Origin of the sequence: Arthrobacter sp. S2(2024), assembly GCF_036662515.1 — a bacterium.
In the GTDB taxonomy this organism is placed as follows: Bacteria; Actinomycetota; Actinomycetes; order Actinomycetales; family Micrococcaceae; genus Arthrobacter.
The window spans coordinates 14,495-31,294 of the sequence record NZ_JAYKZI010000010.1; the positions used below are offsets into that span (position 1 = coordinate 14,495).

The 16,800-nt window shown below is 63.0% G+C and carries 12 protein-coding genes and 1 pseudogene; 7 read left to right on the forward strand and 6 right to left on the reverse strand.

The window, feature by feature from the left end; all coding sequences use genetic code 11:
• Positions 1 to 33 precede the first annotated feature (33 nt).
• The gene (locus VLA65_RS16810; protein WP_332603144.1) at positions 34 to 1,203 is read right to left on the reverse strand and encodes an MFS transporter; all 1,170 of its coding nucleotides are present in this window, start codon (positions 1,201 to 1,203) and stop codon (positions 34 to 36) included.
• Positions 1,204 to 2,132: 929 nt separating this feature from the next.
• Here VLA65_RS16810 and VLA65_RS16815 point away from each other — a divergent pair.
• Positions 2,133 to 2,390, forward strand: a pseudogene (locus tag VLA65_RS16815) (DUF4158 domain-containing protein); the annotation flags it as partial.
• A gap of 1,161 nt (positions 2,391 to 3,551) precedes the next feature.
• Here VLA65_RS16815 and VLA65_RS16820 read toward each other — a convergent pair.
• Positions 3,552 to 4,952 (reverse strand): Mu transposase C-terminal domain-containing protein, encoded by a 1,401-nt coding sequence (locus tag VLA65_RS16820; protein ID WP_442880322.1) that lies wholly within the window; start codon positions 4,950 to 4,952, stop codon positions 3,552 to 3,554.
• A 464-nt stretch (positions 4,953 to 5,416) separates the two neighbouring features.
• Between VLA65_RS16820 and VLA65_RS16825 the strand changes: the two genes are divergently transcribed.
• A complete protein-coding gene (locus VLA65_RS16825; protein ID WP_332603145.1) occupies positions 5,417 to 6,394 on the forward strand; it encodes an ATP-dependent DNA ligase in 978 nt (325 codons plus the stop codon).
• Between the two features lie 220 nt (positions 6,395 to 6,614).
• Here the strand turns inward: VLA65_RS16825 and VLA65_RS16830 are convergent, their stop codons facing one another.
• The 3 genes from VLA65_RS16830 to VLA65_RS16840 are packed head-to-tail and all read right to left on the reverse strand — an operon-like array spanning position 6,615 to position 9,859.
• Positions 6,615 to 7,784, reverse strand: coding sequence for an ROK family protein (locus VLA65_RS16830; RefSeq protein WP_332603146.1), 1,170 nt, complete (start codon positions 7,782 to 7,784; stop codon positions 6,615 to 6,617).
• Between the two features lie 15 nt (positions 7,785 to 7,799).
• Positions 7,800 to 8,732 carry a sugar phosphate isomerase/epimerase family protein gene (locus tag VLA65_RS16835; protein WP_332603147.1) on the reverse strand — a complete coding sequence of 311 codons (933 nt, stop codon included), beginning with the start codon at positions 8,730 to 8,732 and terminating at the stop codon, positions 7,800 to 7,802.
• Positions 8,729 to 9,859 (reverse strand): Gfo/Idh/MocA family protein, encoded by a 1,131-nt coding sequence (locus VLA65_RS16840; protein WP_332603148.1) that lies wholly within the window; start codon positions 9,857 to 9,859, stop codon positions 8,729 to 8,731. Before VLA65_RS16840 ends, VLA65_RS16835 begins: the two co-directional genes overlap by 4 nt.
• A gap of 186 nt (positions 9,860 to 10,045) precedes the next feature.
• Between VLA65_RS16840 and VLA65_RS16845 the strand changes: the two genes are divergently transcribed.
• The 5 genes from VLA65_RS16845 (at position 10,046) to VLA65_RS16865 (ending at position 15,702) form a co-directional block, all read left to right on the forward strand.
• Positions 10,046 to 11,350 (forward strand): extracellular solute-binding protein, encoded by a 1,305-nt coding sequence (locus VLA65_RS16845; protein WP_332603149.1) that lies wholly within the window; start codon positions 10,046 to 10,048, stop codon positions 11,348 to 11,350.
• Complete coding sequence (locus VLA65_RS16850) at positions 11,347 to 12,279, forward strand: carbohydrate ABC transporter permease (protein ID WP_332603150.1); 933 nt, start codon at positions 11,347 to 11,349, stop codon at positions 12,277 to 12,279. Before VLA65_RS16845 ends, VLA65_RS16850 begins: the two co-directional genes overlap by 4 nt.
• Positions 12,276 to 13,103, forward strand: a complete 828-nt coding sequence (locus VLA65_RS16855; RefSeq protein ID WP_332603151.1) for a carbohydrate ABC transporter permease — start codon at positions 12,276 to 12,278, stop codon at positions 13,101 to 13,103. Before VLA65_RS16850 ends, VLA65_RS16855 begins: the two co-directional genes overlap by 4 nt.
• Positions 13,104 to 13,523: 420 nt before the next feature.
• Positions 13,524 to 14,702 carry a Gfo/Idh/MocA family protein gene (locus VLA65_RS16860; RefSeq protein WP_332603152.1) on the forward strand — a complete coding sequence of 393 codons (1,179 nt, stop codon included), beginning with the start codon at positions 13,524 to 13,526 and terminating at the stop codon, positions 14,700 to 14,702.
• A 1-nt stretch (position 14,703) separates the two neighbouring features.
• Positions 14,704 to 15,702 (forward strand): sugar phosphate isomerase/epimerase family protein, encoded by a 999-nt coding sequence (locus tag VLA65_RS16865; RefSeq protein ID WP_332603153.1) that lies wholly within the window; start codon positions 14,704 to 14,706, stop codon positions 15,700 to 15,702.
• A 612-nt stretch (positions 15,703 to 16,314) separates the two neighbouring features.
• Here the strand turns inward: VLA65_RS16865 and VLA65_RS16870 are convergent.
• Complete coding sequence (locus VLA65_RS16870; protein WP_332603154.1) at positions 16,315 to 16,623, reverse strand: hypothetical protein; 309 nt, start codon at positions 16,621 to 16,623, stop codon at positions 16,315 to 16,317.
• Positions 16,624 to 16,800: the final 177 nt, after the last annotated feature.

The following is a 16,800-nucleotide window of genomic DNA, read 5'->3' on the forward strand; positions in this document are numbered from 1 at the left end:
TGCACGCATGGTCGATGTAGTCTGCAGATCGTCTCAGTACCCTCGGGACAGACCAACAACAGGTCCCCGGAGCCGGGCACAGACAGGAAACGCTGCTGCAACCAATGCAAAAGCCGAGCCCAGAAGGTACGAACCAAGCGCTCCCTCTGACTCACTGGCTATTCCGGCAAGGCTGGTTCCTAATGCGGCTCCGGCCAAGCTTGAGGTGGTGACCCAGCCGAAGGCTTCTGCAGCCTTGTGACTGTCGATGCTCAAGGAAACCATCAGGTATAGGGTTGCCAGAGCCGGCGCAAATCCAAGCCCGGATACGAACAACGCCAATGCCACAAGCGGAAGCCAGGAGAAAATTCCTGCAAGTGCCGTGCCCATGGCAGTCGCCAGTAGAGCAAGAATTAGTCCGACGATTCCCAGCTGGCGTTGGCCAAAAACGAGCCCACCTACCAATGAAGCAACGCATGAGATCGCGATCGCCACACCGGCAGTGACCCCGTGTCCCTCATATGCCGACACTATGCCCAACTCCATGGACATGAACGACGCCATTAGCGCGCTGCTGGACGCCATGCAGACAAGCAAGTTCCCATTGGTGAGAACGCCACCGAAACGTCCGGCGCTTCGGGGCAGGGTTGCCGCGCCAAGCTTAGGACTTGAAATGAACCAGAGGGTACCGAGAAATGACACGGCACCGGAAACCAGAAGAGGTGTACTGGGGCTTATCGCCGCCGCCAACACTGCCGCAATAAGGGGGCCCGACGCAAAAATCAGTTCTTGGGCGGTGGTATCGAGAGCAAAGAGGGCCGGTAGCGACGACTGGTTCACGAGACGGGGATAAAGTGCCCTTACGACGGGCATCAAGGGTGGGACCGTGGCTCCTGTGGCGAAGCCCAGGGCAACAAGCAACCAGGCTTCTGCGGGCATCAGAGCTAGGAGAACCAGGGCCGCTGCGTTGAGCACAGCTGCAGTGATAAGCGTTTTTCGTATGCCGATACGCCCGGACAGCCTGCTCGTCAAAGGAATGAAGATGGCCTCACCGATGCTCAATGCCGACACGACGGCGCCGGCAACTGCATAGGATCCTGTCAAATTGTGAACATGCAACACGATCGCAAGGGCCAGCATGCCAGAAGGCAACCGAGCTGTTAGCTGGGAACTGGTGATCCGCAGGACCCCCGGTTCCTGAAGAAGCTTCAGATAGCTCCCCATGCTTCCCTTCTTTCGACATGTGTTGCAGTTTCCGTCGCCGCATCGCTGCTCCGTGCCCAAATGAACGCGAACCTGACATGCCAACGCTTCCATACCGGCGGATCGAGACGAGTCCAGCGCCCGCAGTTGTTTGATGGTAGAAAGCAACCGGATAGGTTGCCGATCCCTATGGGTCCACCTGGAACACGCTAGCTGCGTCGAGCTACTCAGGCAGCGCGGGCCTGTCCTACGAAGGTCTTCCTGGCCGCGTGGTTCAGAAGTCGCCACCCTGTCCTCCCGATCTTCGGCCAACCGCATTGGAGCAACCCTATGGCCAATTTTATTTATTGTCAATACTGACAATAAATAAAATTGGCTCCAGCTGTTGCTGGTGCTGGGGTAACGTCCTGCCAAGTGGACGGCATGCAGACTGCATGGCCGTCCGACTACCATTCCATGGCGCGACGCCAATGAAGCGAGGAAGTTTCTCTGTGATGACGCACTAATGTCCGCGGCTTAGCCCGGGGAACCGTATCTCATCGCCCCCGATGTCTGGTTTGTATCACCTCACACCCTACTAACAGTGAGTTATGAGGTCAGGATCTTCTCGTTCTCACCGAGAGTCCTGGGGTTCGGGAAGAATGCCGCCATTTTTGCCCACGTGCCGAGATCTGCAATGCATGCCAGATCCAGACTCTCGGCTGGGGTTGTCGCGTAGGCGTGATCATTGTCTTGCAGCCCCCGACTCATATTCTCGGACGGGGTCGAGCCTGGTGACTTCCAATCATGGCCCGGTACTCCTGAAGGTGTCTTCAGGGGCAATCTAGGTGTGGTTAGGTTCTGGGTATGGGCCTTGAGCTGACGGGTGAGCTGCTTGATTCGTGGACGCTGGTTGATGACGATGTGGCATTGATGGCCCGGAAGTCAGGAGCGACTCGGCCGGGTTTGCTGTGTTGCTGAAGTTCTTCCAGCAACATGCCAGGTTTCCGGTCGGGCCTTCTGATCTTCCACTCGGAGCTTTGAACTATGTTGCGGCACAGATTTCTGTTCCTATCGATGCGCTGGGTCCTTATTGGGGTGGTCGGTCAATCAAGTACCACCGGGCCGAGATCAGGTCCCATTTTGGATTCCGTGAGTTCACCTCCGTTGATGAGGCCCGGCTGGCTGGGTGGTTGGCGGAGAGGGTGTGCCCGTCGGAGGTTCGTGAGTCTGCGCTTGTGGAGGCTCTGCTCTCCCGGTGCCGTCAGGAGCGGATTGAGCCGCCGGGGCGTGCGGGCAGGATTGTTGGTGCTGGCAGGGCGTTGTTTGAAAAGCGCCTGTGTGCTGATGTTGTCAAGGTTTTGGGGCAGGACGGTGCGGCTGGTCTGGAGGCTCTCGTCGCTGATGGAACAGCGGGTTCTCTGTTGTCGGTGTTGAAGGCTGATCCGGGCCCGGCTGGTTTGGAATCGTTGCTGGCGGAGGTGGAGAAGGTTTCAGCAGCCCAGGGTCTTGCTCTTCCTTCTGGTTTGTTCGCCGGGGTGTCGGAGAAGGTCGTGAGTGCGTGGCGGGCGAGGGCGGCGCGGATGTATCCATCGGATTTCCATGACGCGCCGGCGCCGGTGCGCTTGACGCTCTTGGCGGCGTTGTGTCATCAACGTACGGCGGAGATCGCTGACAGCCTGGTCGATCTGTTGCTGGTCCTGGTGTTGAAGATCAATACCAGCGCGGTGAGGAAGGTCGAGAAGGAGCTGACCGAGGATCTGCAAAGGGTCCGTGGGAAGACGGCGTTGCTGTTCAAACTCGCCGAGACAGCGGTTGCATGCCCTGATGAGACGGTCCGGGAGGCCGTGTTCCCGGTGGTGAGTGAAAAGACCCTGCGGGAACTGGTCCGGGAGGCAAAGGCCAACGAGACGGTGTTCCAGGGCAAGGTCCGCACTGTGTTGCGGGGGTCGTATTCGAATCATTACCGGCGGATGTTGCCGGCGCTGCTGTCGGTGTTGCGGTTCCGGTGCCATAACACGGCGTTCCGTCCCATCATGGATGCCATCGCGTTGCTGGAACGGTACGCGGTTGCTGGAAGTAAGAGCCAGTTGTTCGCCCCCGGGGAGGTGGTCCCGGTGGCGGGGGTGGTGCCTAGGTCCTGGGAGGGTGCTGTCCGGGACGAGAAGGGCAGGATTGAGCGGATCCCGTACGAGCTTTGCCTGCTCGTGTCCCTACGGGACGGGTTGCGCCGTCGTGAGGTTTTCGTGGACGGGGCCGGGAAGTGGCGGGATCCGGAAGAGGACCTTCCCCAGGACTTCGATGCTTCCCGTGAGCTCCACTATGAGGCTTTGCGGAAACCGAGGGACCCGGCGAAGTTCATTTTTGATCTTCAGTCCAGAATGCGGAGGTCACTGGAGCATCTGGATAACGAGTTTGTACGGAACTTCCGCGTAGTGGTGGCCTTCGGGTTCCAGGACCCACACCCTGCTGATATCGCGTGGATCCCGTCGGATGATGAATTGGGCCATGTTGTCTCGCCGGGCGATCCAAGGCTTCAAGGCGTTCGCGAAGTAGTGGACATGATCGATGACGAAGCCGGTGCGTCTCAGGGTACGGCGGAAGACCGGGAGAAAGTCCACCAGAAAGGCCGTCTGGTTTGTCGCGAGGGATGGTTGGCCGGCGGCGCCGACCCCGGCAGCCCACTTCCCGGCCGGGGTCTGGCCCAAGGTGCTGTGCATGGTGCCATGGTAGGAGGCGCCGGCAAGTGCCAGCCATCTCTCCAGCTCAGGCAGCGTCAGCGCGGCCATCTTTTCCGAGTCATATGTTCGACGCCCTGCCGGGTTGGAGAAAGTTGTTCCTGGAAGCTCATGGATCTGGTTCATCATCGTGCCGATCACGCGTTCAACGATGCCACCGTAGTGTGGTTGTCCCTTCGGCCGGTACGCCAGCCGAATACCGTGCTGCTCAGATCCGCGGCGCAAGGCCTCACTCTTGAACTCTGCCGCGTTATCGAGGAACAACGATTTCGGGATGCCGCTCATCGGCCACTCTGCCTCGACGCCAAGCCTTTCGAGCCATGGTCGTTTGTCCGCGGCGGCGTGGGCAAGGCACAGCCCCACGGACACCGAGGACGGCGGTTCCAAGGTGACGACCATACCGACGAGCGTACGGCTGTACACATCGATCGCTACGGTCAGATACGGGCGGCCGATCGATCGACGTTCGCGCTCGTCCACGATGTTCACGTCAATGACCGTGTGGTCGATCTGCACCTGCTCCAGGATTGAACTGATCACTGGCACATCACCGCCAGCGGACTGCAACGGCCTCACGGCGTCCGCGCCCTGCCTGCGCCGGCCAACCTCAACGGGATTGAGCATCGAAATGCGCCGGACCACCGCGTTCCTACTCGGGACTTTGAATCCGCGCGTGACACACGCTCGGGCGATCTCGCGGTGGAGCACCGCGACGCTCCGCTTCTGACGTGTCAGAAACCGCCTGCGGATTAGGTCTCGAATGATTTCATCGACAGGCCCAGGCAGACGGTTCCCGCCCTTGCCGCCGGTTGAATGGTGGACCGCTAGATCAGTAACAAGCCCAGAGCCTTTGCGGTACCTGCCCACGAGCACGTAAATCTGACGCCGGGACACACCGAGTTCCACAGCGGCCCTGTCAGCGGCCGCGATCCCTGTCACGGTCCTCGCTGCCAATGGTCCGATCACTGCTGCCCGACCTCGGGTCTGTTCCCATTCGGCATCGGACGTCGTCAGCTGTCCCCCTGCAACAATGCGAACCGAATCGGCGCCCATGCCTGCCTCCTTTGGGAACAGGAGTACCGAACAAAAGCGACCTTAGTGCAGAGAAGTACCGCTCAGCCAGTGTTCACATGGCATCAGCACAACCCGAAATCGCGGGAGGGTTTGCGGAGGGGAGAACGAACCGAAATGTAGTTTGCGCAGAGGACTTCTGACACTTCCTTGTCCGCACTCACCTGCACAACCCGCGAAATCACGGGACAGTTTGTGCAGTTAGCTTCGGACAATGACACAGCTTCCGGCGAATAGCAGCAACATGGCTGGTCCTCGGAATAGAGCCTTCGGTAAATGCCGGTCCGCGTCTTCGGTGACGTTCTGCCCCCGTTCCCCGTTGTCCTCCGATCCCGGTCGTCCATGGCCATGTTTTTCTGCGGGGGACGCCGCTACCGACAGTGCCGGGTTGGGACTACTCTGTGCCCACGATGTTTGAGGGTGTGCCGGCTGCGTTGCGTCCTCCCGTGGCTCTCGCCCTGGCGAAGGCTGTGGAGTCGATTCCGCGCGCGGATGCGCTGCCGGGCGGCTCGGTGTACGAGATGAAGTTTGATGGCTTCCGCGCGGTTTGTTTGGTCGGTGCAGACGAGGTGTCGTTGATGTCCCGGCAAAACAAGGACTTGAGCAGGTACTTCCCGGATCTCGTGGCGGCGGCCGCGGAGCAGATCCCGCCGGGTTGTATTGTCGATGGTGAGGCGGTCATCTGGTCAGGGGGCCGGCTGGATTTCAATGCGCTGCAGCGGCGCATGGTCACGTCCAAGGCGGCTCTGCCTTCACTGGTGCTGGAGCTCCCGGCCTCGTTCGTGGCGTTCGATGTGCTCGCCGTTGCGGGGCACGACACGCGGATGGCGCCGTTTTCGGAGCGCCGTGCGCTGCTCGAGGAGCTGGCGCGGGACTGGGTCGCTCCGTTGAATCTCTCCCCGGTGACCGGGGACCGGGAAGTGGCCGTGTCCTGGTTCGAGGAGATGACGTCTAGCGGCATTGAAGGCCTGGTCTGCAAGGGCGCTTCCCAGCTGTACGTGGGCGGCAAGAGGCAGTGGCTTAAGGTGAAGAGCCGTCGGTCCGTGGACGTCGTGTGCGCGGCGGTCATCGGCCCGCGCGCACAACCGACCGCCGCGGTAGTCGGTCTTCCGGTTGGTGGGCGGCTGCGGATTGTCGGCCGCTCCACTCCCCTGGCGGCGCATGCCGGCAGATCCCTTGCCATGCATTTGCGGGCGCCTCGCAGAGATCATCCGTGGCCGGAAGAGATCACTGAGATGATGTTGGACAGATTCAGCAGGGAACGGGGCACGGTGCTTCTGACGCTGGTGGAGCCTCTCGTCGTGGAAGTCTCGGCAGACGTGGCGTGGTCGGGCGGCTCGTTCCGCCATCCGGTGCGCCTCCTGCGGGTCCGACCCGAGTTGCATCCGGCAGCTGTTCTGTTTCCGGACCACCTGCCCCAATAAGTCGGTTCCGAGCGGCTCGCCCGGGACCCAGTGGCGCCGGACCTTTTCTGTCGATGATCTGCATCTCGTTGTCCACGGTGGCATGCCGTATGGCCAACGATCTGTAGGCATCGTTTGCCCAAGAACCATGACCAAGGACTGGGAGCCAAGGGGCTGTCAATCCGACGCCGCACCCGCGCTAAAAGAGCGCACCCGATGCTGGCGCTCACAGGTGCCGTTTTTAGGAGGCGACTACCAGGTCGGCAAATGACTCCTCGATCCGATCGAGGGCTGTTCGGAGTGCACCGAGGCTTACTGCAGATGTCCCGAGATCAGAAGCCAGAAGCCGGGTTTTCGGGGGAACCCTGAGGGTGACGAATTCGGAGAGCATCGGCAGCAGCAGGTCCCCGGCGTTGGCGAGGGTTCCTCCGATGACGATGGCTTCGGGGGCAAGGAGCCACACCATGGCGCCGATTCCGGGCGCCATGAGGCGGGCGTAGTTCCGGATCTGATCGAGGGCGTCGGGGTCGTTGTTGCGGGCTGATTCGACGATTGACGCTGCTTTGGCAGCGCGGACCAGGTCGGGGCTGCCGAGGTGGGAGATTGGATTCTCGGCTATGGCTTGCCGCTCGAACGCGTCTGCCCAGAGTACTTCCCCTGCTCGCCCGTCGACGCCGCGGTGGATCGTCCCGTCGATGACGATGCCGACGCCCACCCATGGACCGTACGTGTAGTAGCACGCGAAGTTCTGGCAGCCTGCTGCAGCCCCGCGCCAGGCCTCACCGATCGCGGCGAGCTTTGCGTCGTTCTCGATGAATATCGGGCAGGGGAACTCCGAGCGAAGCTTGCCCGCCAGGTCGTAAAGGCCGATGTCCAGGCCTGTGGAGAGACTGTGTCCGAGCAATGGCCCGATATCGACTGATCCGTTGTCATGGACCACGCCGGAGGCTGCGATGACGACGGCGCCGACACGTTCACGGCCGATGCCGATGTTCGCGAAGGCTTGCCGTGCGAGCCCACGCGCTGCGCTCATGCGGGTCTCAAGCCCTGCCTTCGCGGAGACGATTTCAGACCAGCGGCCAAGGCTGGTCCCGTACAGGTCGCACACGGAGAGTTCGACCTGGTCCCGGGCAAAGTAAATGGAGAGGGCGACTTTCGCACTCGCGACGAAGGCGAAGCTTCGTGCCGGACGTCCGGCACTGGCTGTGCCTGACGGGCGGCGCTCCACCGCCCACTGAAGGTCTACGAACGAAGCGATGATCTTCTCTACGGTGCGCCGGGACAGGCCGGTGGCATGGGTGAGCTGGCCGAGAGTCAGGTCCCTGCCCTGGTGAAGGGCTCGGAGCGTGGCCGCAGTATTGTGGCGGCGCATGCCCTCGAGATCTATGCCGTTCGCGGCCGGCTCATCCATGTCGTCTTCTCTTTTCTAGCTCAGGCCTTCGACTACTGCCTTGCCTGCCCGCATGGCTGCGAGCGGATTGGCTGCGGCGTCCAGTTCAATCAGAATCGTATCCGAGCCAGGGGTGCGGGCCATTGCAGCTCCCCAGCCCTTCCAGTCGACCACGCCGTCGCCAAGCGCGCACATGAACGGCTGCTGCCGTTCGTACACTGTCTCGTCGATGACAAGTTCTGCCTCCATCGGTCCGACGGCGTCCTTCCAGTGAGCCAGGACGATGCGGCTTGCGTGCCGCTCGGCAACCTGGACGGGGTCGCCGCCCCCGAGGGTGATGTGGCATGAGTCGGGGCAGAAGTACACGTATCTCGGGTCTGTAAGCCCGAGGAAGAGATCGATGTCCCGCTCGTACCAGAGCGTCGAGTTGGACTCGGTGTGGAAAGCGGTACGGATGCCGTGGCGGAGGGTCGCCTCGCCCACGCGGTGGGCGATGTCGGCCATGCGCTGCATGTAAGGCGCATCAACGAAGAACGCCGGTCGCTCGCCCAGGGTTTTTCGCATGGGTAGGCCGGCGACGAGGACGCTTCCGCCGGCGCGGGCGATGAAGTCGGCCCGTTCTTCGGCCTCGGCGACGATTGCATCAATGTCCTGAGCAAACCGCCAGTCATGGTCCGAGCCCGCCCAGAAGGCGCTTGTGACTTCCATGCCGCGCTTATCGAGTTCGGCTTTGAATGCCTCCACGGAACCGAAGGCGTCGATGGCGGAAGTGGGGTCCGCGGGCGGGAAGGTGAGTTCTATCGCGGTGAATCCGGCGGCACCGAGAGTGTCGAGGATGGTTGTCCACAGCTCCAATGGGGCGACACGGCGAAGCTCGAGAAGCTCCTCGTTGGTCGAGAGGCCCCAGAAGCGCGGGTCGTAGAAGGTGATGAGGTCGACGCCGAATTTCGGTGCAGGTGTGGTGGTCATGCCTTGGTCCTTTCGGAAATCTCGCGGCCTACGGCGGGCCGCTCACAGGTTGTGGAAAGCCGCACGACGGTTGCCGTGTCGGAGGAGGTCTGGACGGCTTGGAGTACCTCCAGCACGTGCGCGGCCAGACGGTCGCTCGCCCGGTGGGGAGCTCCCTCGATCGCGCCCACGAGATCGGCAACGCCTGTCCCGCGAAGGCGCTGGAGGAACCCGTCCTCGATCGGCCCGCTGGGTGGGAGCACCGGATCAAGGGTTCTCCACTGCGTCTGACCGTTGGGCCGGAAGCGCACATCCCCGTCGAGAAGGTCGGGATTGGGCACACTGAGTGTTCCCTCCGTCCCGTAGACCTCGATGTGCGGCAAATCGGTTTCCCACACGTCGAAGCTCATCATCAGTGTGGCGATCGCTCCGGAGCGGAATTCCAGTGAGCCGCTCATGTGTGTCGGGGTCGTGACATCGATGCTCTCGACCCGACGGTCCGGTGCCGTCACGGACCTCGGGGATGCCCCGATCCGGGTGAACCCGGACACGGACTCCACCGGGCCCAGCAGGTTCACCAGGGATGCGATGTAGTAAGGCCCGAGGTCAAGTGCGGGGCCGCCGCCTGGCTGGAACAGGAAAGTCGGGTCCGGGTGCCAAAGCTCGGCCTTGGAGTGCCGCACCACGGCGATCGCGCCGATGGGTTCACCGATCAGGCCGGAGTCCAGGGCCGCCCGGGCCGTCTGGCCGGCGCTTCCGAGGAACGTATCCGGTGCTGAGCCGAGCATGACGCTCTGCTCCTCGGCGATCTCGATGAGGCGAAGGGCATCCTCGAGGACCGGGGCCATCGGCTTCTCCACGTAGACGTGTTTCCTGGCTCGCATCGCGGCGGCGCTGACGGCGAAGTGGGCGTTGGGCGGGGTGATGTTCACGATCAGATCGATGTCCGGGTCGGCCAGCATTGAGTCCGGCGACTCGTGCACGGCTATCCCGTACTGCGTGGCGAGCGATTCAGCGAGTTCTCTGCGCAGGTCGGTGCAGGCCACCACCTCGAGCTCCTGGAAGCGCGCCAATCCGGTCAAGTAGCGGGAGGCGATGTTCCCGCATCCGATGATGCCGACCCGGTAACGGCTGGGCTGTCCTGTCACGTCTATCTCCATTGGTAGTTGGATGTGCGACCAAGCATTGCACATATACAGGAGACTGTCACATAATTTTTTTGGCCATTTTTCATCCATTACCGTCAGGGTCTTCCCTATTCTGCGATTCTCTCGCATAATGGTGTGATCCAGATCCCATTGGGACGATCAAGACAGGAAGGCGTGTATCCAATCATGCTGAACTCATCTCCGAAGGCCCGCGCACGGGTCCTCGCACTCGGGGCCGCGGCACTGGCCTCCGCCCTGGTGCTATCCGGTTGCGGACGCTCATCGGACACCGCAGCGGCCAGCACGGTCACGGTCGACGACAAACCAGCCACGGGCACGGTCAATTTCTGGGCTGGCGGCGACGACGGCGCCAAGCTCCCGCAGCTCGTCAAAGCCTTCGAGCAGGCCAATCCGGGTGTGACCGTCAAGGTCACCCAGATTCCTTCTGACCAGTTCGACACGAAGCTTCAAACCGCGATCTCGGCCGGCACGGTGCCCGACATGGTCTACCTCTACAGCCAGACCCAGACGACTATGCTCTCCACGGGTGCCTTTGCCCCCGTGCCGGCCGGCCTGGTGAACACGGCCGACTTCTTCCCATCCTTAGAGAAGGCCACGCTGGTCGGAGCAGTCCCCCACGCCATCCCGTGGTACGCATATGCCAACGTCCTTTACTACAGCAAGGATCTGGCCGACAAGGCCGGGCTCCAGGCCCCGACGTCCTGGTCCAGCTTCCAGTCGTTCCTTGACGGTCTCCAGAAGGCCGGCGCGACGAAAGCGATCGGGATGGACATCGGGTACGACACCTACTCCGCCCAGGCCCTCGATTCGTACGTGCGTCAAGCCGGTGGGCAACTGATCAGCGGCGACGGCACGAAATGGACGATCAACGACCCAAAGGCTGTCGAGGCCGCCGGCTTCTGGGGTTCGATGTTCAGCAGGGGCTACGCGAGCCCGGACTCCCCGACTTTCGTGGACACCGTGTCATCCTTCACCACGCACAAGATCGGCTCGGTTGTCAGCGGTCCGTGGTTCCCGGGCTGGCTTGACTCGGCCAACGGCACCGGATGGTCTGCGCAGCACCTGGGAGTCGCCCCCGTCCCCGCGGGCCCGGGAGGGAGCATTTCGTCTCTCGGCGGGGGCAGCCTGGCTGTCCTCAAGGATGCGAAGAATGCCGACGCGGCATGGAAGCTCGCCCGCTGGATGAGCACGCCGCAGGCTCAGGTTCAGTGGTACGGCATTTTTGGTAACCTGCCGGCAAACAAGAGCGCATGGAACGACCAGTCCATCGCCGGAAACCCGCTCCTGGGGCCCGTGAAGACCGCCATGGACACCGCAGCTCTGGCCCCGGCCGTGCCGACGTGGAGCCAGGTCGGCACAATCATCGGAAAGCAGCTGGAAAGAGTCGCCCGCGGCCAGGCCAGCGCGCAGACCGCGCTGGACGAAGCCCAACGGCAGGCCGATGCGATTGGCACAGGGGCCGGCAAATGACCACCGCTACCGCGACCGCGACCGTGCGGGATGTGAAACCCCCGCCGGCACGGCGTTCCACACCCCGCAGTGACCGCGCAGCATATCTTTTCCTCGCCCCCTTCCTGCTGGTCTTCACGGTCTTCACCTTCGTCCCCGCCCTGATGGCCCTGGCCTATTCATTCACCGACATCAAAGCCGGCGACCTCCGGCACCCCTACTCGGTGGACTTCGTCGGCCTGCAGACGTTCGCGACCGCCCTCGGTAGTCCCGAATTCCAGCGCTCAGTGCTGAACACCGGTACGTTTGTCGTCGTCGGCGTCCCGTTGACAATCGCCATCGGCCTGGCACTGGCGGTAGCGCTGAACAACGGCATCAACCGGTTAAAAACATTCTTCCGGGCCGCGCTCTACGCCCCCGTGGTGACCAACGTCGTTGCGGTCGCCGTCATCTGGCAGTACGCCTTCACCCCGAGCGGACCGGTGAACTCGCTACTATCCGCGGCAGGGATCAACGGTCCGAACTGGCTGGGCGACCCGAACTGGGCCATGCCCACGGTGATCGCGATGGGCATCTGGCGCAACGCCGGGACCTGCATGGTTCTCTTCCTCGCAGGACTCCAGTCTCTCCCCACGGATGTCTACGAAGCCGCCGCGCTCGATGGCGCAGGGGCATGGCGCCGCTTCCGCCTGATCACGCTCCCGATGCTTCGCCCCACAACGCTGCTGGTAACCGTACTCGTCACCGTCTTCTACATGAACGTGTTCGACGAGCCGTTCCTGCTGACGAAGGGCGGACCACTCGGCTCCACAGAAACGATCGCACTGTGGGTCTTCCAGCAGTTCGGCTTCGGCAACATCGGCCCATCCATGGCGGGATCGTACGTGCTCCTTCTGCTGATCGCCGTGGTGAGCTTTGTCCAGTTCCGACTATTCAGGACCAAAGAATGATTACCGCACGTCTCTCCCGTCCACTCGTCTACACGATCCTCACCGTCGTCACTGGGGTGTCGCTTCTTCCCTTCGCGTGGGTGGTCTTCGGAGCGTTCAAGGACACCGGCGAGATCCTGCACGATCCCGGTGCGTGGCTCCCCAAGAGCTTCGGCAACCTGAACAACTTCGTTGTTCTCTTCACAGAGAAGGACTTCCTCGTCTACTTCGTGAACAGCCTGGTCGTTGCAGCGGTGGTTGTTATCGCAAACGTCACACTCAGCTCGATGGCCGGATATGCGTTGAGCAAGCTGCGCTTCCGCGGCAAGAAGCTCGTCTTCGGCGCTGTCATGGCCAGTCTCATGATCCCCGTTACGGCGCTTTTCGTTCCCCAGTTCAGCGTCATCGTGCAGCTGGGGCTGGCCGACTCGCTCGGGGGGATCATCGCACCCATGGTCGTTCTGCCCCTCGGGATCTTCATCATGCAGCAGTTTGCCTCTGCGGTCCCGGAAGAACTCATCGAGGCGGCACGGCTCGACGGGGCCGGGGAATTCCGCGTCTTCGCGCAGGTCTTCGTCCCTTTACTCGGACCTGCCACAGCCGCCGTGAGCATCCTCACCTTCCTCGCAGCGTGGAACAACTTCCTCTGGCCCTTGGTGGTCGCCCAGTCGGAATCCAACTACACCCTCCCCGTGGGACTGGCGGTCGCATCACAGGGTTCCAACATGACTGAATACGGCGTCCTCCTCGCAGGCGCTCTGGTGCTCCTTCTCCCTGTCCTGGTGCTCTACATGTTCCTCCAACGGCACTTCATCCAGGGAATCGCCGCAACCGGTCTCCGCTGATTCGCCGGACCCTTCCGGTAACAGTGCCGGCGCACCCGTAAAGCGGGACGCCGTTTGAAGTGACGCAACAGCATCATCAGCCAGAAATTTCAGGCCAAGAATGCCGGTGCACGCCACTGCCGGCTGCCAGCCAGGACCCTGTTGGGACGCTCAGCTTGGGCCTTCCAAGCTGGGCGTCCCGTTCATATGCCGGGGTGGTGCGCAGCCACCACACCGCACCAATCCAGACCATCAAGAGCCATCGACTTCTCCATTCGAACAAGCCACCTCTCGGCCTTGGAATCGGGACACGATCAACGAAAACAAAAGTTCATGCAGCCGGATAAAGATATTCGAAGCCCAACGAAAGAGGTTGAATCATATGAAAGGAACGGCTCCGTTCTTCACGCCGACCGGGATCCCACGCAACGGGGTGCACGCATGAGGACTACCGACAGACGCGGCACCCCGCTCGGTGTTGCAGCGATCGGTTACGCGTTCATGGGCAAGGCCCATTCGAATGCGTGGCGGAACGTGGCCAGTTTCTTCGATGTTCCGGCTTTCGAGCAGAAAGTGCTCGTGGGCCGGGACGCGGAACAGGTCGCCGAGGCCGCGGCGAAGTACGGGTGGAGCGAGTCCGCCACGGACTGGCGCCAGGTGATCGAACGCGACGACATCCACGTCGTGGATATCTGCGCTCCGGGCTGGATGCACGCCGAAATCGCCATCGCGGCGCTGGAAGCGGGCAAGCACGTGCTCGTGGAGAAGCCCCTCGCGAACACCCTCGCCGAGGCCGAAGCCATGACGGATGCCGCGCGTGCCGCCCGCGCGCGCGGCATCCAGTCCATGATCGGCTTCAACTACCGCCGGGTACCGGCCCTGGCCCTCGCGAAGGAACTGATCGCCGAGGGCCGGCTGGGCACGGTACGGCACGTCCGAGCCGCCTACCTGCAGGACTGGCTCTCCGATGCAGAGTCACCGATGACGTGGCGTTTGCGGAAGGAAACGGCCGGGTCCGGGGCCTTGGGCGACATTGCCTCCCATGCCATCGACCAGATCCAACACCTCACGGGTGAGAACGTCACAGAAGCGACCGGCACGCTGCGCACCTTCGTGACGGAGCGGCCCGGACCCGGCGGCATCGAGACGGTCACGGTCGATGACGCGGCATGGGCGACCCTCGGGCTGACCGGTGAGATCAGTGCCTCGGTGGAGGCATCGCGAGTTGCGACGGGGCAGAAGAACAGCCTGCAGATTGAGATCTACGGTTCCAAGGGAACGCTCTTGTTCGACCTCGAAAACTTGAACGAACTCGGCTTCCTGGACGCAACCCTTCCGATCCGGGAGCAGGGCTTCCGCCGGATCCTGGTCAACGAACCCGAACACCCCTACATGGACGCCTGGTGGCCGCAGGGCCACGTCATCGGCTGGGAACACACCTTCACCCACCAGATCCGGGACTTCCTCACCGCCATCGACGCCCGGACCGCTCCGGCGCCCTCCTTCGAGGACGGGCTGCGGATCCAGCGCGTGCTGGCTGCCATCGAAGCCTCGGCCAACGACCGGAGCAGGATCATCGCGGTCGCACCGTCCACCCCGGCGTTGAAAGCAGGTGCCTGAGATGCCCCGCCCGTACACCCTGTTCACCGGCCAGTGGGCCGACCTGCCCTTCGAGGAAGTCGCCAAGCTCGCCTCCGGCTGGGGCTATGACGGCCTGGAAATCGCCGTGTCCGGGGACCACCTGGACGCCTGGCGCTGGGACGAACCCGGCTACGCCGAGTCCAAACTCGCCATCCTGGACAAATACAACCTCAAGGTCTGGGCCATCTCCAACCACCTCAAGGGCCAGGCCGTGTGCGATGACCCCATCGACTTCCGCCACCAGGCGATCGTCGGGGCCAAGGTCTGGGGCGACGGGGACCCCGAAGGCGTCCGCCAGCGCGCCGCCGAGGAAATGAAACACACCGCCCGCCTCGCCAAGGCGCTCGGGGTGGACACCGTCGTCGGGTTCACCGGCTCCTCCATCTGGCAATACGTCGCGATGTTCCCGCCCGTCCCCGAGAAAGTCATCGAGGCCGGCTACCAGGACTTCGCCGACCGCTGGAACCCCATCCTAGACGTCTTCGACGAATGCGGGGTCCGCTTCGCCCACGAAGTCCACCCCTCCGAGATCGCCTACGACTACTGGACCACCGTCCGGACCCTGGAAGCGATCGGGCACCGCGAAGCGTTCGGGCTGAACTGGGACCCCTCCCACTTCATGTGGCAAGGCATCGACCCCGTGTCCTTCATCTGGGACTTCAAGGACCGGATCTACCACGTGGACTGCAAGGACACCAAGCTGCGCCCGACCGGCCGGAACACGGTCCTGGGCTCCCACCTGCCCTGGGGCGACCCACGCCGCGGCTGGGACTTCGTCTCCGCCGGACGCGGCGACGTCCCCTGGGAATCCTCCTTCCGGGCCCTCGCCGCCATCGGCTACACCGGCCCGATCAGCATCGAATGGGAAGACGCCGGCATGGACCGTCTCCACGGCGCCCCCGAAGCCCTCGCCAACCTCAAGAAGTTCGACTTCCCGACGTCGTGGACCTCCTTCGACGCCGCCTTCAGCCAGGACTGACCGCGGGGACAGCCGGTGCATCCAAAACGATCGGGAAGCTTAGGCAGCGGCTTCCATCCGAGGCCTGTAGCGCCAAGAATATCTACGGTTCCGAATAACGGACTCCACCAGGAGCGCGCCCGGAGCTGGACCCCGCCGATGTCCCGTTTCCCGACCATCTGACCCCCTAGGCCTGTCTCCGGATCTGGGTGGACCGCAGCGGCGCGCCCGGGTTCCGGGGGCTCGCCGGGTCTTTTCTGTGCATGGTCGGGCGCTGGTTGTCCACAGACGGTGGCTGGTTGGCCCGTGTGGTTGTGGGTATCGGGTGCGCAACGCATCGGGGCTGCGACGGCGGTCCGTTGGGTGTCGTTCCTGGCTTCTAGGATGGTTTCCCCACTGGGTGAGGGGAAGGGGAAGCATGGAGGATGGACGGCGGCCGCGGGCCAGTGCCTGGCAGATCGCCGGCGTCTGGATCTCGGCTGCGGCGTTGCTGTTGACGGCGGCAAGGATGGGTCTGGATCTGTGGCAGATAACCGGTCATTGACCAGGGCTGGTTGGTGGTTAAGCAACCAGGGGCGGCCATGTGCCGGCCCCTGGGGTTTTCCCTCTGCAAAAGGAAATCTGCGGGCAAGTCTAGCGGGTCCCTGCCGGGAGGAGGCGCAGGACATGGTGTCCGCTCCAGCACATGATCGCTGCGAGCAGGAACCAGGGGCCATGGAAGAAGGCACCGAAGACCGCGAGCGAGGCGAACATTGCGTAGACGAAGGCCGACGGGCTGAGCCTACGGGTGAAAGCAGCCTGGGCGGCGAAGGCCATGACGGTAATCATGGCCGCTGGTGCGAGCCTGCCGGCAGGGTCGGCGGCGATGGCCGCGAGACCGGCCCCGACGGCGATGGCTGTTGTGAGCAGGGCGAGGAGCTTGCTGATCCGGATGATGTCCATGGGGGCATCCTTTCTTAAGGGCCGGACATTATTGAAGCGCGGCACCGGGGGTGCCGGTGCCTGGTGGTGGCGTTGAACGGCGGGCCGCCGCTGGTGACCAGCTGCGGTTGGTTCGCCCTGGAGCGGCGGCCCGCCCGACATTTCACGGTTCCGGGCCTGCGGGTGGTGTGGCCGGGG

Bases quoted from the DNA above. Each gene is read 5' to 3' on its own strand.
- VLA65_RS16810 (WP_332603144.1), bottom strand. From the start codon at position 1,203: ATGGGGAGCTATCTGAAGCTTCTTCAGGAACCGGGGGTCCTGCGGATC.
- VLA65_RS16820 (WP_442880322.1), bottom strand. From the start codon at position 4,952: ATGGGCGCCGATTCGGTTCGCATTGTTGCAGGGGGACAGCTGACGACG.
- VLA65_RS16830 (WP_332603146.1), bottom strand. From the start codon at position 7,784: ATGGATGAGCCGGCCGCGAACGGCATAGATCTCGAGGGCATGCGCCGC.
- VLA65_RS16835 (WP_332603147.1), bottom strand. From the start codon at position 8,732: ATGACCACCACACCTGCACCGAAATTCGGCGTCGACCTCATCACCTTC.
- VLA65_RS16845 (WP_332603149.1), top strand. From the start codon at position 10,046: ATGCTGAACTCATCTCCGAAGGCCCGCGCACGGGTCCTCGCACTCGGG.
- VLA65_RS16850 (WP_332603150.1), top strand. From the start codon at position 11,347: ATGACCACCGCTACCGCGACCGCGACCGTGCGGGATGTGAAACCCCCG.
- VLA65_RS16855 (WP_332603151.1), top strand. From the start codon at position 12,276: ATGATTACCGCACGTCTCTCCCGTCCACTCGTCTACACGATCCTCACC.
- VLA65_RS16860 (WP_332603152.1), top strand. From the start codon at position 13,524: ATGAGGACTACCGACAGACGCGGCACCCCGCTCGGTGTTGCAGCGATC.
- VLA65_RS16865 (WP_332603153.1), top strand. From the start codon at position 14,704: ATGCCCCGCCCGTACACCCTGTTCACCGGCCAGTGGGCCGACCTGCCC.
- VLA65_RS16870 (WP_332603154.1), bottom strand. From the start codon at position 16,623: ATGGACATCATCCGGATCAGCAAGCTCCTCGCCCTGCTCACAACAGCC.